Origin of the sequence: Pseudomonas sp. MWU12-2029 (genome assembly GCF_023242425.1) — a bacterium.
Taxonomy (GTDB): domain Bacteria; phylum Pseudomonadota; class Gammaproteobacteria; order Pseudomonadales; family Pseudomonadaceae; genus Aquipseudomonas; species Aquipseudomonas kribbensis.
Genome location: NZ_JALJDY010000006.1, coordinates 33,126 through 47,648 on the forward strand (window position 1 = coordinate 33,126; position 14,523 = coordinate 47,648).

At 61.1% G+C, this 14,523-nt stretch carries 11 protein-coding genes; 5 read left to right on the top strand and 6 right to left on the bottom strand.

Annotation, left to right across the window (positions count from 1 at the left end; all coding sequences use genetic code 11):
• Positions 1-33 precede the first annotated feature (33 nt).
• Positions 34-606: a xanthine phosphoribosyltransferase gene (locus M5B44_RS16105; RefSeq protein WP_007920398.1), complete on the bottom strand. Its 573-nt coding sequence runs from the start codon at positions 604-606 to the stop codon at positions 34-36.
• A 57-nt stretch (positions 607-663) separates the two neighbouring features.
• Entirely contained in the window at positions 664-2,673 is a 2,010-nt protein-coding gene (rep, locus tag M5B44_RS16110) for a DNA helicase Rep (RefSeq protein WP_248739849.1), read from the bottom strand.
• 264 nt (positions 2,674-2,937) lie between these two features.
• Between rep and M5B44_RS16115 the strand changes: the two genes are divergently transcribed.
• Positions 2,938-4,608: a putative bifunctional diguanylate cyclase/phosphodiesterase gene (locus M5B44_RS16115; RefSeq protein WP_085708896.1), complete on the top strand. Its 1,671-nt coding sequence runs from the start codon at positions 2,938-2,940 to the stop codon at positions 4,606-4,608.
• A gap of 39 nt (positions 4,609-4,647) precedes the next feature.
• On the opposite strand, the gene M5B44_RS16120 is transcribed toward M5B44_RS16115, so the two are convergent.
• Complete coding sequence (locus tag M5B44_RS16120; RefSeq protein WP_248739850.1) at positions 4,648-6,042, bottom strand: NorM family multidrug efflux MATE transporter; 1,395 nt, start codon at positions 6,040-6,042, stop codon at positions 4,648-4,650.
• 158 nt (positions 6,043-6,200) lie between these two features.
• Here M5B44_RS16120 and M5B44_RS16125 point away from each other — a divergent pair, with 158 nt between their 5' ends.
• Positions 6,201-7,121 (top strand): LysR substrate-binding domain-containing protein, encoded by a 921-nt coding sequence (locus M5B44_RS16125; protein WP_085708898.1) that lies wholly within the window; start codon positions 6,201-6,203, stop codon positions 7,119-7,121.
• A gap of 182 nt (positions 7,122-7,303) precedes the next feature.
• Positions 7,304-9,280 (top strand): methyl-accepting chemotaxis protein, encoded by a 1,977-nt coding sequence (locus M5B44_RS16130; protein ID WP_134828493.1) that lies wholly within the window; start codon positions 7,304-7,306, stop codon positions 9,278-9,280.
• A gap of 105 nt (positions 9,281-9,385) precedes the next feature.
• Here the strand turns inward: M5B44_RS16130 and M5B44_RS16135 are convergent, their stop codons facing one another.
• The 3 genes from M5B44_RS16135 to M5B44_RS16145 all read right to left on the bottom strand — a co-directional run bounded on the left by M5B44_RS16135 (position 9,386) and on the right by M5B44_RS16145 (position 12,316).
• Positions 9,386-10,879, bottom strand: coding sequence for a YifB family Mg chelatase-like AAA ATPase (locus tag M5B44_RS16135; protein ID WP_248739851.1), 1,494 nt, complete (start codon positions 10,877-10,879; stop codon positions 9,386-9,388).
• A gap of 177 nt (positions 10,880-11,056) precedes the next feature.
• Positions 11,057-11,227 carry a hypothetical protein gene (locus M5B44_RS16140; protein ID WP_167443788.1) on the bottom strand — a complete coding sequence of 57 codons (171 nt, stop codon included), beginning with the start codon at positions 11,225-11,227 and terminating at the stop codon, positions 11,057-11,059.
• An 828-nt stretch (positions 11,228-12,055) separates the two neighbouring features.
• Complete coding sequence (locus tag M5B44_RS16145) at positions 12,056-12,316, bottom strand: accessory factor UbiK family protein (protein ID WP_007920416.1); 261 nt, start codon at positions 12,314-12,316, stop codon at positions 12,056-12,058.
• A gap of 413 nt (positions 12,317-12,729) precedes the next feature.
• Here M5B44_RS16145 and glnK point away from each other — a divergent pair, with 413 nt between their 5' ends.
• Together glnK and M5B44_RS16155 are read left to right on the top strand one after the other, a co-directional pair.
• A complete protein-coding gene (gene glnK / locus M5B44_RS16150; RefSeq protein WP_002555808.1) occupies positions 12,730-13,068 on the top strand; it encodes a P-II family nitrogen regulator in 339 nt (112 codons plus the stop codon).
• Positions 13,069-13,105: 37 nt separating this feature from the next.
• A complete protein-coding gene (locus tag M5B44_RS16155; protein ID WP_119426782.1) occupies positions 13,106-14,443 on the top strand; it encodes an ammonium transporter in 1,338 nt (445 codons plus the stop codon).
• Positions 14,444-14,523: the final 80 nt, after the last annotated feature.

A 14,523-nucleotide genomic window follows, 5' to 3' on the forward strand; every position in this document is an offset into this window, starting at 1 on the left:
TGGATGCGGCGGCAAGCTTGTGCCTTTCAGCGATTACTCGATGAAAGTAACCACGCCATCCTTCAGCGATTTCACGCGAGCCAGCGACTCGACGCGGTAACCCTGCGAATCCAGTTCCGCACGGCCGCCCTGGAACGACTTCTCGATCACGATGCCCAGGCCTGCGACGGTGGCGCCGGCCTGCTTGATGATCGAGATCAGCGCCTGGGACGCCTTACCGTTGGCCAGGAAGTCGTCGATGATCAGCACGCGGTCGCTGCTGGTCAGGTGACGCGGGGAGATGGCCACGGTGCTTTCGGTTTTCTTGGTGAACGAGTATACGGTCGCCGACAGCAGGTTTTCAGTCAGGGTCAGGGACTGTTGCTTGCGGGCGAAGATCACCGGCACGCCGAGGTTCAGACCGGTCATGATCGCCGGGGCGATGCCCGACGCTTCGATGGTGACGATCTTGGTGATGCCGGAATCCTTGAACAGCGAGGCGAATTCGTCGCCGATCAGCTTCATCAGGGCCGGGTCGATCTGGTGGTTCAGGAAGGCGTCGACCTTCAGGACCTGGTCGGAAAGCACGATGCCTTGTTCGCGGATTTTCTGGTGCAATGCTTCCATGAAGCTGTCCTCATTTGGCGCTTTGTGCGCCGAAGGTCTAGTAAAAAGTGGTCAATTCTAGCGCTTTAACATCGCGCGTATATCAGCCAGTGCGCTGTTGCCCCGCACGGCTTTGACTTCGGTCGGTGTGTCGTCGTTGCCTTCCCAGGCCAGGTCGTCCGGCGGCAGCTCATCGAGGAAGCGGCTGGGCGCGCAGTCGATGATCTCGCCGTATTGTTTGCGCTTGGCGGCGAAGGTGAACGCGAGGGTCTGGCGCGCGCGGGTAATGCCCACGTAGGCCAGGCGGCGTTCTTCTTCGATGGTGTCGGCTTCGATACTGGAACGGTGCGGGAGGATTTCCTCTTCCATGCCCATGATGAACACGTAAGGGAATTCCAGTCCCTTGGACGCATGCAGGGTCATCATCTGCACGCCTTCGGCGCCGTCTTCCTCTTCCTGCTGACGTTCCAGCATGTCGCGCAGGACGAGTTTGCCGATGGCGTCCTCGACGGTCATTTCGCCGTCTTCGTCTTTTTCCAGGGTGTTCTTCAAGGCCTCGATCAGGAACCAGACGTTGCTCATCCGGTAGTCCGCGGCCTTGTCGCTGGAACTGTTGGTGCGCAGCCAGTTCTCGTAGTCGATGTCCATGACCATGCTGCGCAGGGCGGAGATCGGGTCTTCGCCGGCGCACTGCTCGCGCACCTTGTCCATGAAGCGCTTGAAGCGCGACAGGCGATCGGTGAAGCGACTGTCCAGATGTTCGCCCAGGCCGAGTTCGTCGGTGGCGGCGTACATCGAGATCTTGCGTTCGGTGGCGTAGTTGCCGAGTTTTTCCAGGGTCGTCGAACCGATTTCCCGGCGCGGCACGTTGATTACGCGCAGGAAGGCGTTGTCGTCGTCCGGGTTCACGATCAGGCGGAAGTAGGCCATCAGGTCTTTCACTTCCTGGCGCCCGAAGAAGCTGTTGCCGCCGCTCAGGCGGTACGGCACTTGATGGTGCTGCAGTTTCAGCTCGATCAGCTTGGCCTGGTAGTTGCCGCGATAGAGGATCGCGAAATCGCTGTACGGACGGTCGGTGCGCAAGTGCAGGCTGAGGATTTCCATGGCCACGCGCTCGGCTTCGGCGTCCTCGTTGCGGCAGCGGATCACGCGGATCTCGTCACCGTGGCCCATCTCACTCCACAGCTGCTTTTCGAATTCGTGGGGGTTGTTCGAGATCAGTACGTTGGCACAGCGCAGGATGCGGCTGGTGGAGCGGTAGTTCTGCTCCAGCATCACCACTTTCAGGGACGGATAGTCGTCCTTGAGCAGCATCAGGTTTTCCGGCCGCGCGCCACGCCAGGCGTAGATCGACTGGTCGTCGTCGCCCACCACGGTGAACTGGTTGCGTTTGCCGATGAGCATTTTCACCAGCAAATACTGGCTGGCGTTGGTGTCCTGGTATTCGTCCACCAGCAGGTAACGCACCTTGTTCTGCCACTTTTCGAGGATGTCGGCGTGTTCTTCGAAGAGTTTTACCGGCAGCAGGATCAGGTCGTCGAAGTCCACCGCGTTGAACGCCTTGAGCGTGCGCTGGTAGTGGGTGTAGACGATGGCGGCGGTCTGTTCCTTGGGGTTGCGGGCGTTTTCCAGGGCCACGGCCGGCAGGATCAGGTCGTTTTTCCAGGCGCCGATCATGTTCTTGATCTCGTCGACGCCGTCGTCGCCTGCGTATTCCTTCTGCATGATGTCGGTCATCAGCGACTTGACGTCGGTTTCGTCGAAGATCGAGAAACCGGGTTTGTAGCCCAGCCGTTCATGTTCCTTGCGGATGATGTTCAGGCCCAGGTTGTGGAAGGTACAGACCGTCAGGCCGCGACCTTCGCCGGCACGCAGCAGGGTGCCGACCCGTTCCTTCATCTCGCGCGCGGCCTTGTTGGTAAAGGTCATGGCGACGATGTACTGGGCACGGATGCCGCAATTCTGGATCAGGTGCGCAATCTTGCGCGTGATCACGCTGGTCTTGCCGGAGCCAGCACCGGCGAGCACCAATAGAGGGCCGCCGACGTAGTTCACGGCTTCTTGCTGCCGGGGATTGAGTCGGGACATACGAAAATTCGGGAGTCGTTGACGAAATGGGCCGGCATTTTAACAGGCTCAGCGATTTGTGCTGCTCTCTCCGACTTGTGACGCACCACGCGATTCAAATTTGCCGGTTTTGATACTTTCACGCAGGATGCGCGGTGATTTTGCGGCTAATGTTCTCATTCGTGACACAAAATAACGTTTTGATAACCGTTGTCATTTGGTCATTGGTTGGCAGAACGGCATAATGCCCGCCGCCCACATCATTGCAGAGTCTAGGGAGTCAGCTTGACTACGCCTGTCGAACCCTTGCGTTTGCTGCTACTGGCCGAAGAGCCAGCGTGGACAGCGTTATTGCGCGAGTGTCTGGCTCCGTTGGGGAGCGCGGCGGTGCTGATCAGCGCGCCGAGCTGGGAGTCGGTCAGCAGTCTGTTCGAAGACAACCGCCATGCGGTGTTGTTGACCGTTCCCGCCTTGCAGCCGGCCCCCGGCCGTTGCAGCCTGCCGACGGTGTTGCTGCTGGAACACGAACCGGCGACCGCGCCCGATGGCGTCAGCGACTGGCTGGTGTTCGATGCCCTCGATGCCGGCATGCTTCGTCGTTGCCTGCGCCATGTGCGCGAACGCGGCGTGCTGGAAAACACCCTGCAACGCCTGGCCGAACAGGATCCCTTGACCGGCATCGCCAACCGTCAGGGCTTTCAGACCTTGCTGACTGCGCGCCTCGCCGAAAATGACGGTCGCGGCCTGGCCCTCGGGCACCTCGATCTCGACAACTTCCGCTACGCCAACGACGCCCTCGGTCATCAGGCCGGCGACCGGTTGATCCTGCAAGTGGTCGCCCGGCTGAAAAGCCAACTGGAGGCCGGCGATCAACTGGCGCGCCTGGGCAGCGATGAATTTGCCCTGCTGATCGACACCCGCCGTGCTCCGCAACGGGCCGAATGGATGGCCGAACGCATCACCGAAGCCCTGGCCGAGCCTTACTGGATCGACGGTGAAAGCCTGCTGATCGGCTCCAGTCTGGGCATTGCACACGCCCGCGCCCAAGGTGGCGCCGATCCATTGATGTGGCATGCGCATATCGCCATGCAACAGGCCAAAAGCACTCAGGGCTGCACTTTTCACATCTTCAACGAACGAATCAACCGTAACGCCCGGAGCATTGCGGATCTGGAAAGCGAACTGCGCCGGGCGTTGCGCCGCGACGAACTGGAGCTGCATTACCAGCCACGCCTGGACATGCAGGACGGCCAGATCGTCGGCCTCGAAGCCCTGGTGCGCTGGCGTCACAGCGAACGCGGCCTGTTGCCGCCAAGCGAATTCGTGCCGCTGGCCGAGCAGAGCGGTCTGATCGTGCCTCTGGGTTACTGGGTGATTTCCCGGGCCCTGCGCGACATGCAGGCGTTGCGCGAGCGCGGATTGCCAGCGCTGCACATGGCGATCAACCTGTCGTTCCGCCAGTTTCAGGACAGCCAGTTGCTGCCGACGCTCAGCCGCTTGATCGCCGAGCGTGGGGTCGAGGCGCAATGGCTGGAATTCGAACTCACCGAAACCGCCGTGATGCGCCGCAGCGACCTGGTCAAACAAACCATGGACGCTCTCGGCCGCCTCGGCGTGCGCTTTTCGCTGGATGATTTCGGCACCGGGTTTTCGTCGTTCGTGCACCTCAACAGCCTGCCGATCACCTTGCTGAAGATCGACAAGAGCTTCGTCGGCGGCATGGAACAGCGCGAAGAGAACCGCAAGCTGGTGCACGCAATGATCAACCTCGCGCACAACCTGCACCTGGAAGTGGTGGCCGAAGGGGTGGAAACCCGGGAGCAACTGGACCTGTTGCGCGGATTCGGCTGCGATCAGGTACAGGGTTACCTGATCAGCAAGCCGTTGCCGTTGGCGGAACTGGTTGACTATCTGATTGCTGACGCCAGCCAGCCTCCGCTGGGAATTGTGGTCTGACTAAAAGGCTTGCGGGAGCAGGATTGCTCCCGTAGCCCGTCACTCCGGCTGAGCGATCTTGAATCCTCGAGATTGCGGCTCCAGTCGAATCATCCGCTTCATCTTCCATTCGAACGCCAGCGTCAGGCTGATCGCCGCGCAGGCCAGGCCCAGCGCCAGACCCCACCAGACGCCGGTCGGCCCCCAGTGCAGATGGAATGCCATCATCCACGCCGCCGGTGCGCCGATCAGCCAGTAGCAACCGAGCCCGACCAGGAAGGTGGTCTTGGCATCCTTGAGCCCACGGATGCAGCCCATGGCAATCGTCTGCGTGCCGTCGAACAGCTCGAACCACGCCGCCACCGCCAGCAGGCTCACCGCCAGCCGAATCACCTCGGCAAACGCCGGGTCGTTATGGTCGAGGAACAAACCGACCAGCTGATTCGGCAGCAACCAAAACACCATCGCAAACCCCAGCATCACCACTGCACCGAAGACGATGCCGACCCGCCCGGACATCCGCGCATCGTTCAATTGCCCGGCACCGTAATGCTGGCCGACGCGCATTGTGATCGCGTAGGACATTCCCGCCGGCACCATGAACGCCACCGAGACGATTTGCAGGGCGATCTGGTGCGCCGCCAGTTGGGTACTGCCCATGGTGCCCATGCACAGCGCCGCGAAGGCGAACAGCCCGACTTCCACCGCGTAGGTTCCGCCAATCGGCAGGCCCAGGCGCCAGAGTTCTTTCAGGTACTGCCGGTTCGGCCGCGACAGGCCCTCGCGCAGCGGGTAAGCGTCATAGGCCGGATGCCGGCGGATATGCCACGCCAGCCCCAGCGCCATGCAGTTGGCGACTATCGCCGTAACCAGCCCGATCCCCGTCAGCCCCAGTTTCGGCAGGCCGAACATACCGGTGATCAACGCGTAATTGAGCAGGAAGTTGGCCACGGTGCCGGCGAGGCTGATGACCATCACCGGCGTCGCCCGGCCGATGGCACTGGTGAAACCGCGCAGGGCCATGAAGCTCAGGTAGCCGGGCAGGGCAAACGGCAGGGCGATCAGAAATTGCCCGGCCGCGTTGACGTTGGTCTCGGTCTGGCCGAACAGCAACAGCACCGGTTTGAGGTTCCACAGCAGCAGCCCGGCGCCTAGCGCCATCAGCCACGCCAGCCACAACCCGGCCTGGGTCAGTTTAGCGGCGCCGATGATGTCGCCGGCACCCTGACGGATTGCCACCAGAGTGCCGACCGCCGCGATCACGCCGATGCAGAAGATCGACACGAACGAGTAACTGGCCGCGCCCAGACCGCCGCCGGCCAGCGCTTCGGGACTGAGGCGGGCCATCATCAGGGTGTCAGTCAGCACCATCAGCATGTGCGCCAACTGCGAGGCAATCAACGGCCCCGCCAGCCGCAGGATGGCCCAGAGTTCGGTACGCACAGGACGCTGCATGGTGTTCACATCCGTATAAAAGAGGGAGCAAGAGACCGTCGATTCTCAAGGTTTGGCGCGGGTTGCACAAAGGGATAAAAAGGATGGGTGGCATGATTCAAACTCATCCAGGAGCAATTCTGCTAAGTTGGCGCAATCCCGCCATTGGAGCGCTGTGCATGTCCCGTCGTCTTCCACCCTTGTATGCCCTGCGTGCATTCGAAGCTGCGGCGCGGCACAGTTCGTTCACCCGCGCCGCCGAAGAGTTGTCGATCACTCAAAGTGCGGTGAGCCGGCATATCCGCACGCTCGAAGAGCACTTCGCCTGTCGGCTGTTCCACCGCAGCGGACGCAACCTGCAACTGACCGAGTCGGCGCGTCTGCTGTTGCCGGGCATTCGTGAGGGGTTCGCCGCACTGGAGCGAGCCTGCAATACCTTGCGCGCCGAAGATGACATCCTGCGCATGAAAGCCCCGTCGACCCTGACCATGCGTTGGTTGCTGGCGCGGCTCAGTCGCTTCCGCCATTTGCAGCCGGGTAATGAAGTGCAACTGACCAGTGCCTGGATGGACGTGGACTCGGTGGACTTCAACAACGAACCGTTCGATTGCGCGGTGCTGCTCAGCGACGGGCATTTTCCGCCGGACTGGGAGGCCAGCCTGTTGTTCCCGGAAGAGCTGATCCCGGTAGGTGCGCCCAATCTGCTCAATGATCAGCCCTGGGATGTGGCCCGACTGGCCTCCACCGAATTGCTGCACCCGACCCCGGATCGCCGCGACTGGCGCAGCTGGCTGGAGCACATGGGGTTGTCGGATCAGGTATCACTCAAGGGCGGGCAGGTGTTCGATACCCTGGAACTGGGGATGATCGCGGCCGCCCGGGGTTATGGCGTGTCCATGGGCGATCTGCTGATGGTGGCCGAGGATGTGGCGCAAGGACGTTTGAGTCTGCCGTGGCCGACGGCGGTCGCCAGCGGCCTGAATTACTACCTGGTGTGGCCAAAGACCCGTCCGGGAGGTGAACGTTTGCGCCGGCTCAGTGATTTCCTTCAGGGCGAAGTGCGGGCGATGGAACTGCCGGTGGTCGCGCGCTTGAGCTGAAACGTTCGAGCCGCCACAATGCCGGCCCCGGGCCATAACCCTGCTGTGCGCTCAAGTATTCGCTTTCACCGCCGAATACGTCCAAGTGGAACCGTCGTGCCGGTTCTGCGCATCACCCCCATTATTAGAATTTTTCCGAGCCGCGATCAGGGAGGATCCGCAGACTCGGCCAGGAGCTGTCCATGTCTCAACCTCGCGCCCGGATCGCCTCGCAGCTGGGCCTTGCGCTCGCCGTGATACTGGCGGTTGTCATCAGTGGCAGTACGGTGTTCGCCCTGCGTTCGCTGGACACCGCCAACCTCGCCACCCGTGAAGAACATCTGGCCAGCGAAGCACGTCTGCTCGCCGACCAGTTGAGCACCTTCCACGGCACGCTGCGTGAAAGCACCCAGCGTCTGAGCGGGTTGTTCGAGAAGCGCTTCAGCGCGGGACTGAGCATTCACCCGGACGAGCCGGTCAGCGTGGCGGGCACCCAGACCCCGGGCCTGCACCTGGGCAGCGAAGTGTTGAACAACAACTTCAAGGAAGTCGACGAGTTCAAGCAGATGACGGCGGGCGTTGCCACGCTGTTCGTGCGCAGCGGCGAAGACTTCGTGCGGGTCAGTACCTCGCTGACCAAGCAGGACGGCAGCCGCGCCATCGGCACCTTGCTCGATCACGCCCACCCGGCTTACGCGAAGTTGATGGCGGGGCAAGGCTACGTCGGCCGCGCGCTGCTGTTCGATCGTTCCTACATGACTCAGTACACCCCGGTGCGTGACAGCAGCGGCAAGGTGATCGCTGTGTTGTTCGTCGGCTTCGACTACACCGACGCGCAGAACGCTCAGTTCGACAACCTCAAGCGCTTCCGCATTGGCCAGAGCGGTTCCCTGGCGCTGCTGGACGAGCAGAACAAATGGCTGGTCGCGCCAGCGGGCGTGCAGGCGCCGGATCAAGCGGTGCCCGTGGTGAATGGCCTGGCGAAAGCACCGGGCAAGGGCCGGTTCTGGAGCGACAAGTCCGAAGACTTCTACAGCATCGCCGTGCCGTTCGAAGGTGGGCCGTGGTCGGTGGTGGCGAGCATGCCGAAGTCCGAGATCCGCGAAGTGACCTGGAGTGTCGGCATCCAGTTGGCCATCGGCAGTCTGCTGGCGATGCTGATCGCGGTCGGTTCGGCAGTGTGGCTGCTGCGTAGCAAGCTGCAGCCGCTGGGTGATCTGGTGCGTCAGGCCGAAGCCCTGGGTGCCGGCGATCTGAGCGTGCGCCTGAATGTGTCGAGCAACGATGAAATCGGCCAGTTGGCCCGTGCCTTCAACCAGATGAGCCAGGCCCTGTCGACCATGGTCGAGCACATCCGTCGCGCTTCGGAAGAGGTCAACAGCCGTGCGCAGGCACTGTCCGGTCTGTCCGGTGGCGCCTATGAAGGCATGGAGCAGCAGTCCGGCGAAATCACCAGCATGGCGGGTGCGGTTGAAGAGTTTTCCGCCACCTCGCTGAACATTGCCGACAACATGGGCAACACCCAGCGTCTGGCCCAGGAAAATGCCCAGCAGACCCAGATCGGTCGCAGCTCGATGGAAGAAGCCTCTTCCTCGCTGGAGCAGATTGCCGGCGCGCTGAACACCACGGCGACCGTGATCAACACCCTTGGTCAGCGCTCCCAGGAAATCGGCGGCATCGTCAGCGTGATCACCTCGATTGCCGAACAGACCAACCTGCTGGCGCTCAACGCGGCCATCGAAGCGGCCCGTGCCGGCGAGCAAGGTCGCGGCTTTGCCGTGGTGGCCGATGAAGTGCGTAATCTGGCGTCGCGCACCCGCCAGGCGACCGATGAAATCTCCGGGATGATCCACAGCATCCAGCAGGAAACCGGCAACGCTATCAGCACCATGGAACAGGGCAACGTGCTGATGCAGGAAGGCCTGTCGCGTAACGCCAACGTTGCTTCGGCGCTGGCGCGGATCGATGAGCAGAGCCGCTCGGCGGGTCAGCAGTTCGCCGCGATCACTACCGCGACTCAGGAGCAGAGCAGCACCGCGACGCTGCTCAGCAGCAATCTGCAGAGCATTGCGATGGCCAACAGTGAGCAGCGTGAGGTGGTTTCCAATCTGGCGGTAACCGCTAAAGAGCTGGAGAAGCTGGCGGCGGATTTGCGTTCCGAGGTTGATCGCTTCCGCTGATGCGTCTCTGAAAAAGCTATCGCGAGCAGGCTCGCTCCCAAAGGATCTGTGTTGGTCCTGTGAGAGCGAGCCTGCTTGCATTTGGGCTCTCCAAAAACTCAGTACCTACTGAGTCGCCGGCCGATACTGCAACGCTTCGGCCAGATGCGCGCGATTGATATCCGCGCACGTTTCCAGATCCGCCAGCGTCCGCGCCACCTTGAGCAACCGATGCGCCGAGCGCAGCGACAGGGTTAGCCTTTCGCACGCCGTTTCCAGCCAGGTTTCATCGGCTGTGGATAACTTGCAGTGCCTCTTTAGTCCCGGCAAATCGAGAAACGCATTGGCGCAACCCTGGCGCTTTTGCTGGCGTTCGCGGGCCTCGGCGACCAACGCCGCCGCACTGGCACTGTCCTCTCCCGGTTTCACCGCTGGGTTCAACGCTGTGGCTTCCCGCGCCACCGTCAGGTGCAAGTCGATCCGGTCCAGCAACGGCCCCGACAGCTTGTTGCGGTAGCGCTGCACCATGTCCGGTGTGCACGAGCACTTGCCGCTTGGCTCGCCAAGATATCCACAGGGGCAGGGATTCATCGCCGCCACCAGCTGGAATCGTGCGGGAAACCTTACCCGCTCCTTGGCTCGGGCAATCACGATGCAGCCGGATTCCAATGGTTCGCGCAAAACCTCTAGCACCTTGCGATCAAACTCCGGCAATTCATCGAGAAACAGCACACCGTGATGGGCGAGGGTGATTTCGCCGGGTTGCGGTTTTGAGCTGCCGCCGACCAGTGCCGGTCCGGAGGCCGAGTGATGCGGCTGGCGGAACGGACGCTGCGGCCAATGAGTGAGCGGCGTGCCGCTGGCGACAGACTGAATCGCCGCTACCTCCAGCGCTTCACTCTCGGCCAGCGGTGGCAGCAATCCCGGCAAACGACTGGCCAGTAGCGTCTTGCCCGTCCCCGGCGGCCCGCTGAACAGCAGATTATGTGCGCCGGCAGCGGCAATCAGCAGCGCCCGTTTGGCGGCGAGTTGGCCTTGCACTTCATTCAGGTCGGGATAGGGTTTGGTGGCATGGATCAGCCCATCCGAGACATAAGGCTCAACCGGCGTATGCCCATTGAAATGCGCCACTGCCTCCAGCAGATGATCCACCGCAATCACCCTCAGTCCCGACGCCAGACAAGCCTCCTCGGCATTCGCCCGTGGCACCACCAGCGTCCTCCCGGCCTTGCGCGCCGCCAGCGCCGCCGGCAACACCCCGCGCACCGCCCGCACTGCGCCGGATAACGCCAGCTCACCCAGGCATTCCACATCATCCAGCGTCAATGTCGGCACCTGCACACTCGCCGACAGAATCCCCAGCGCAATCGCCAGATCGAACCGCCCGCCATCCTTGGGCAGATCCGCCGGCGCCAGATTCAGGGTGATCCGCCGCGCCGGAAACTGCAGCCCGGAATTGATGATCGCGCTGCGCACCCGGTCCTTGCTCTCCTTCACCGCTGCTTCGGGCAGGCCGACCATGGTCAGAGAGGGCAAGCCATTGGCCAGATGGACTTCAACGGTGACGGCGGGCGCATCCACGCCAATCTGGGCGCGGCTGTGGACGATGGCGAGGGACATGGTCGTTCCTTGAGTTGAATCGGGGGCCGCTTCCTGCGGTTTTTTAAGGGTAGTCGGGGAGGAGGGAGTTGAAGGGACAGTTGCCTGGGCAAAGCTTCACTGGATGTTGCCGGAATCGAAACGACTAGTCTTCAGGCGTAAAAAAACCGCCTACTAGACGGTCTTTTAATGCGGGATTCAGGTTCCGCCACCGGCGAGCCAGCCATCAGGCTCCAATTCTTTGCCATAGGCTGCTGCGACCTTCAAAAAGTGCCGCTGACTGGCAGAAACCGTATCGGCCAAACTGGGCGTTTCCGCACGAAGCCTGGATGCGAGTAACGGCTGTTTTTTCTGTTTCTTCTGTTTCATAGACACCTCTCGTGTCTGTGTTCTGTTTGGATCAGGCCGCAGAGGGTAGCGAAGGCTGGGATACTCACGTAATCAGGCGTGGGGGTCAGTCCTTGTAGGACGGTACTTATGTAAGTGAAGGACGTTGGTTCGGGCGAATTCAGGTTGATACGGCTTGGGAGCTAAAAGTTCGCTGCGACTACTCCACAGAAAACCGATTGTCGCACCTATCTCGAGGCGAAAAAAAACCGCCTTGAGGAGGCGGTTTTTAGTTGCAGGCTTCGGTGAGGCCAAGGCCTGCGCATCCTTAGTGGACACACTCACGTTCGCTGAGGGTATGCAGGTTTGCTTCTTGATGCAAGCGTCAAAGCCACTTGGCGCCCATCAGGACATGAGGTGTCAGATAAGCCGGGAAAACATGCTTAATGGCTTGATACAACTTGTTTAAATGCATTTTGAAGGACTGCAATACCATCCGCTGCGACGATGCCCACTCATGGAGTGTTCACGGAGTGTGGCCGGGAGCGTAAAAATTTCATGTCCCTCGACACGGTGTGAGACCCGTGCCGGTGCTTTTTCGGGGGATCCACACCCGGCCGCCTTGGTGGGCACACTCACGTGTAGTCCCGAAGGTGTTCGTACGCCGGAAAGAGCATCGGAGGTTTGGCCCCACGCAAGGAGGGCCAAAATATGTCTAAGTTTCTTAAACATATGTGGCGCCTCGTCAGGATCGCGCTATGGGCTTTTCGCCTGTACGAGATTCTGCGAGACCGTTGGAATAATTCGCTGTAGGAATTGAACCGACGGAAACCGCTCCTGCCTCGGCAGGAGCGGTTTTAGCTTCTTGTCTCACTCAGCCGGCGGCGTCAACTTCGCTTCCATCTCCGCTACCTTCGCCTCAAGGCTCTCAAGCCGGGCGCGAGTGCGCGCCAGTACCACCATCTGACTATCGAATTCTTCCCGGCTCACCAGGTCCAGTTTGCTGAAGGCACTTTGCAGCAGCATCTTGAACTGGCTTTCGATTTCGGCTTTTGGCAATGGCGTGTCGCCGCTGAACAGGCGGGAGGCGGTGCCGCTCAGGGCGTCGAGGAAGTCTTTGGGCGCGAGCATGGGATATGTCCTGGAAACAATGGCCGGCAGTGTATCACGCAGTGTCTATAGTCATTCGCGCGGGCCGGGATGCACGCTTTTCGCGCAAAAGGACGAACGGCTGCGCACCGTTGTTGTGCGTATCCCGTGTGCCATTTCGGTGATGGCATCGATGGCCGCGGCCAAGGGATTGAAATCAGGGGATTTTGGCGAGATGGCAAGCTTTCTGCTTAGTCGGTAGTGACCCATGCACTGATGCAGTCGCTGTGACGAATGCAGTGCGCCGGACGGGACGGGGAGTTTCGTCGGGAGCGGTTAGCTGGCGTCAGTCGGGCGGGTAGGGCCGACGATGCGTTACAAAGCCAGGCACTGCGCTTAGACTTGAGTCGGGTTTGTTTTCCTGGGGCAAGTCCACCAATTCGGGAGAGAGTTTCATGAAGCTAGTCACTGCCATCATCAAGCCGTTCAAGCTGGACGACGTGCGCGAGTCGCTGTCCGAAATCGGCGTGCAGGGCATTACCGTAACTGAAGTCAAAGGCTTCGGCCGGCAGAAGGGTCACACCGAGCTGTATCGCGGCGCGGAGTATGTGGTCGATTTTCTGCCCAAGGTGAAAATCGACGTTGCCATCGACGACAAGGATCTGGATCGGGTTATCGAGGCGATAACCAAGGCTGCCAACACCGGCAAGATCGGTGACGGCAAGATCTTCGTGGTCAATCTGGAACAGGCGATTCGCATCCGTACCGGCGAAACCGATACCGACGCGATCTAAACGCCGCCACAAACCCAACGCCCCAGGAGAAAACAATATGACTCTGCGTAAATTCGCAGGGCTAGGCGCCCTGTTGTCCATCGTAATGCCCGGCCTGGCTCTGGCGGCAGATCCGGTGGCGCCTCCAGTCCTCAATTCCGGCGATACCGCCTGGATGCTGACCTCGACGGCCCTCGTGCTGTTCATGACCATTCCGGGCCTCGCGCTGTTCTACGGCGGCATGGTGCGGTCGAAAAACATTCTTTCCGTGATGATGCAGTGCTTCGCCATTACCGGCCTGGTCACCATCCTGTGGTTCATTTATGGCTACAGCATGGCGTTCGACACCACCGGGATGGAAGCCAACGTCGTCAACTTCAACTCCTTCGTCGGCAGTTTCGGCAAGGCCTTCCTCGCGGGCGTCACCCCAGCCAGTATTACCGGCCCGACGGCGCTGTTCCCTGAAGCGGTATTCGTTACCTACCAGATGACCTTCGCCATCATCACCCCGGCGCTGATCGTCGGTGCCTTCGCCGAACGTATGAAGTTCTCCGCGATGCTGGTGTTCATGGGCGTCTGGTTCACCCTGGTTTACGCGCCGATTGCACACATGGTCTGGAGCGGCCCGGGTTCGCTGTTGGGTGACTGGGGCGTGCTCGACTTCGCCGGCGGCACCGTAGTGCACATCAACGCCGGTATCGCCGGTCTGGTGGCGTGCCTGGTACTGGGCAAGCGCAAAGGTTTCCCGACTACCCCGATGGCGCCGCACAACCTCGGTTACACCCTGATGGGCGCGGCGATGCTGTGGGTCGGCTGGTTCGGCTTCAACGCAGGTTCCGCTGCAGCCGCCAACGGCACCGCCGGCATGGCGATGCTGGTCACTCAGATCGCAACCGCCGCCGCTGCACTGGGCTGGATGTTCGCCGAGTGGATCACCCACGGCAAACCGAGTGCACTGGGTATCGCGTCGGGCGTGGTTGCCGGTCTGGTTGCAATTACTCCGGCGGCGGGCACCGTGGGCCCGATGGGCTCGCTGATCATCGGTCTGGCCGCTGGCGTGGTGTGCTTCTTCTGCGCCACCAGCCTGAAACGCAAACTCGGCTATGACGACTCCCTGGACGCCTTCGGCGTGCACGGTATCGGCGGTATCCTCGGCGCAATCCTCACCGGTGTGTTCGCTGCACCTGCGCTGGGTGGCTTCGGCACCGTCACCGACATTGCTTCCCAAGTGTGGATTCAGTGCAAAGGCGTCGGCTTCACGGTGATCTACACCGCGATCGTTACCTTTATCATCCTCAAGGTGCTGGATGCCGTAATGGGTCTGCGCGCTACCGAGGAAGAAGAATCGGTAGGCCTGGACCTGGCACAACACAACGAGCGCGGCTACAACCTGTAAGAACGCGCCTCAAAAAACTTGCCCGGTTCGCCGGGCATTTTTTTGTCCGGAATTTGTCATCCCTGATGTGGCTGAATGGA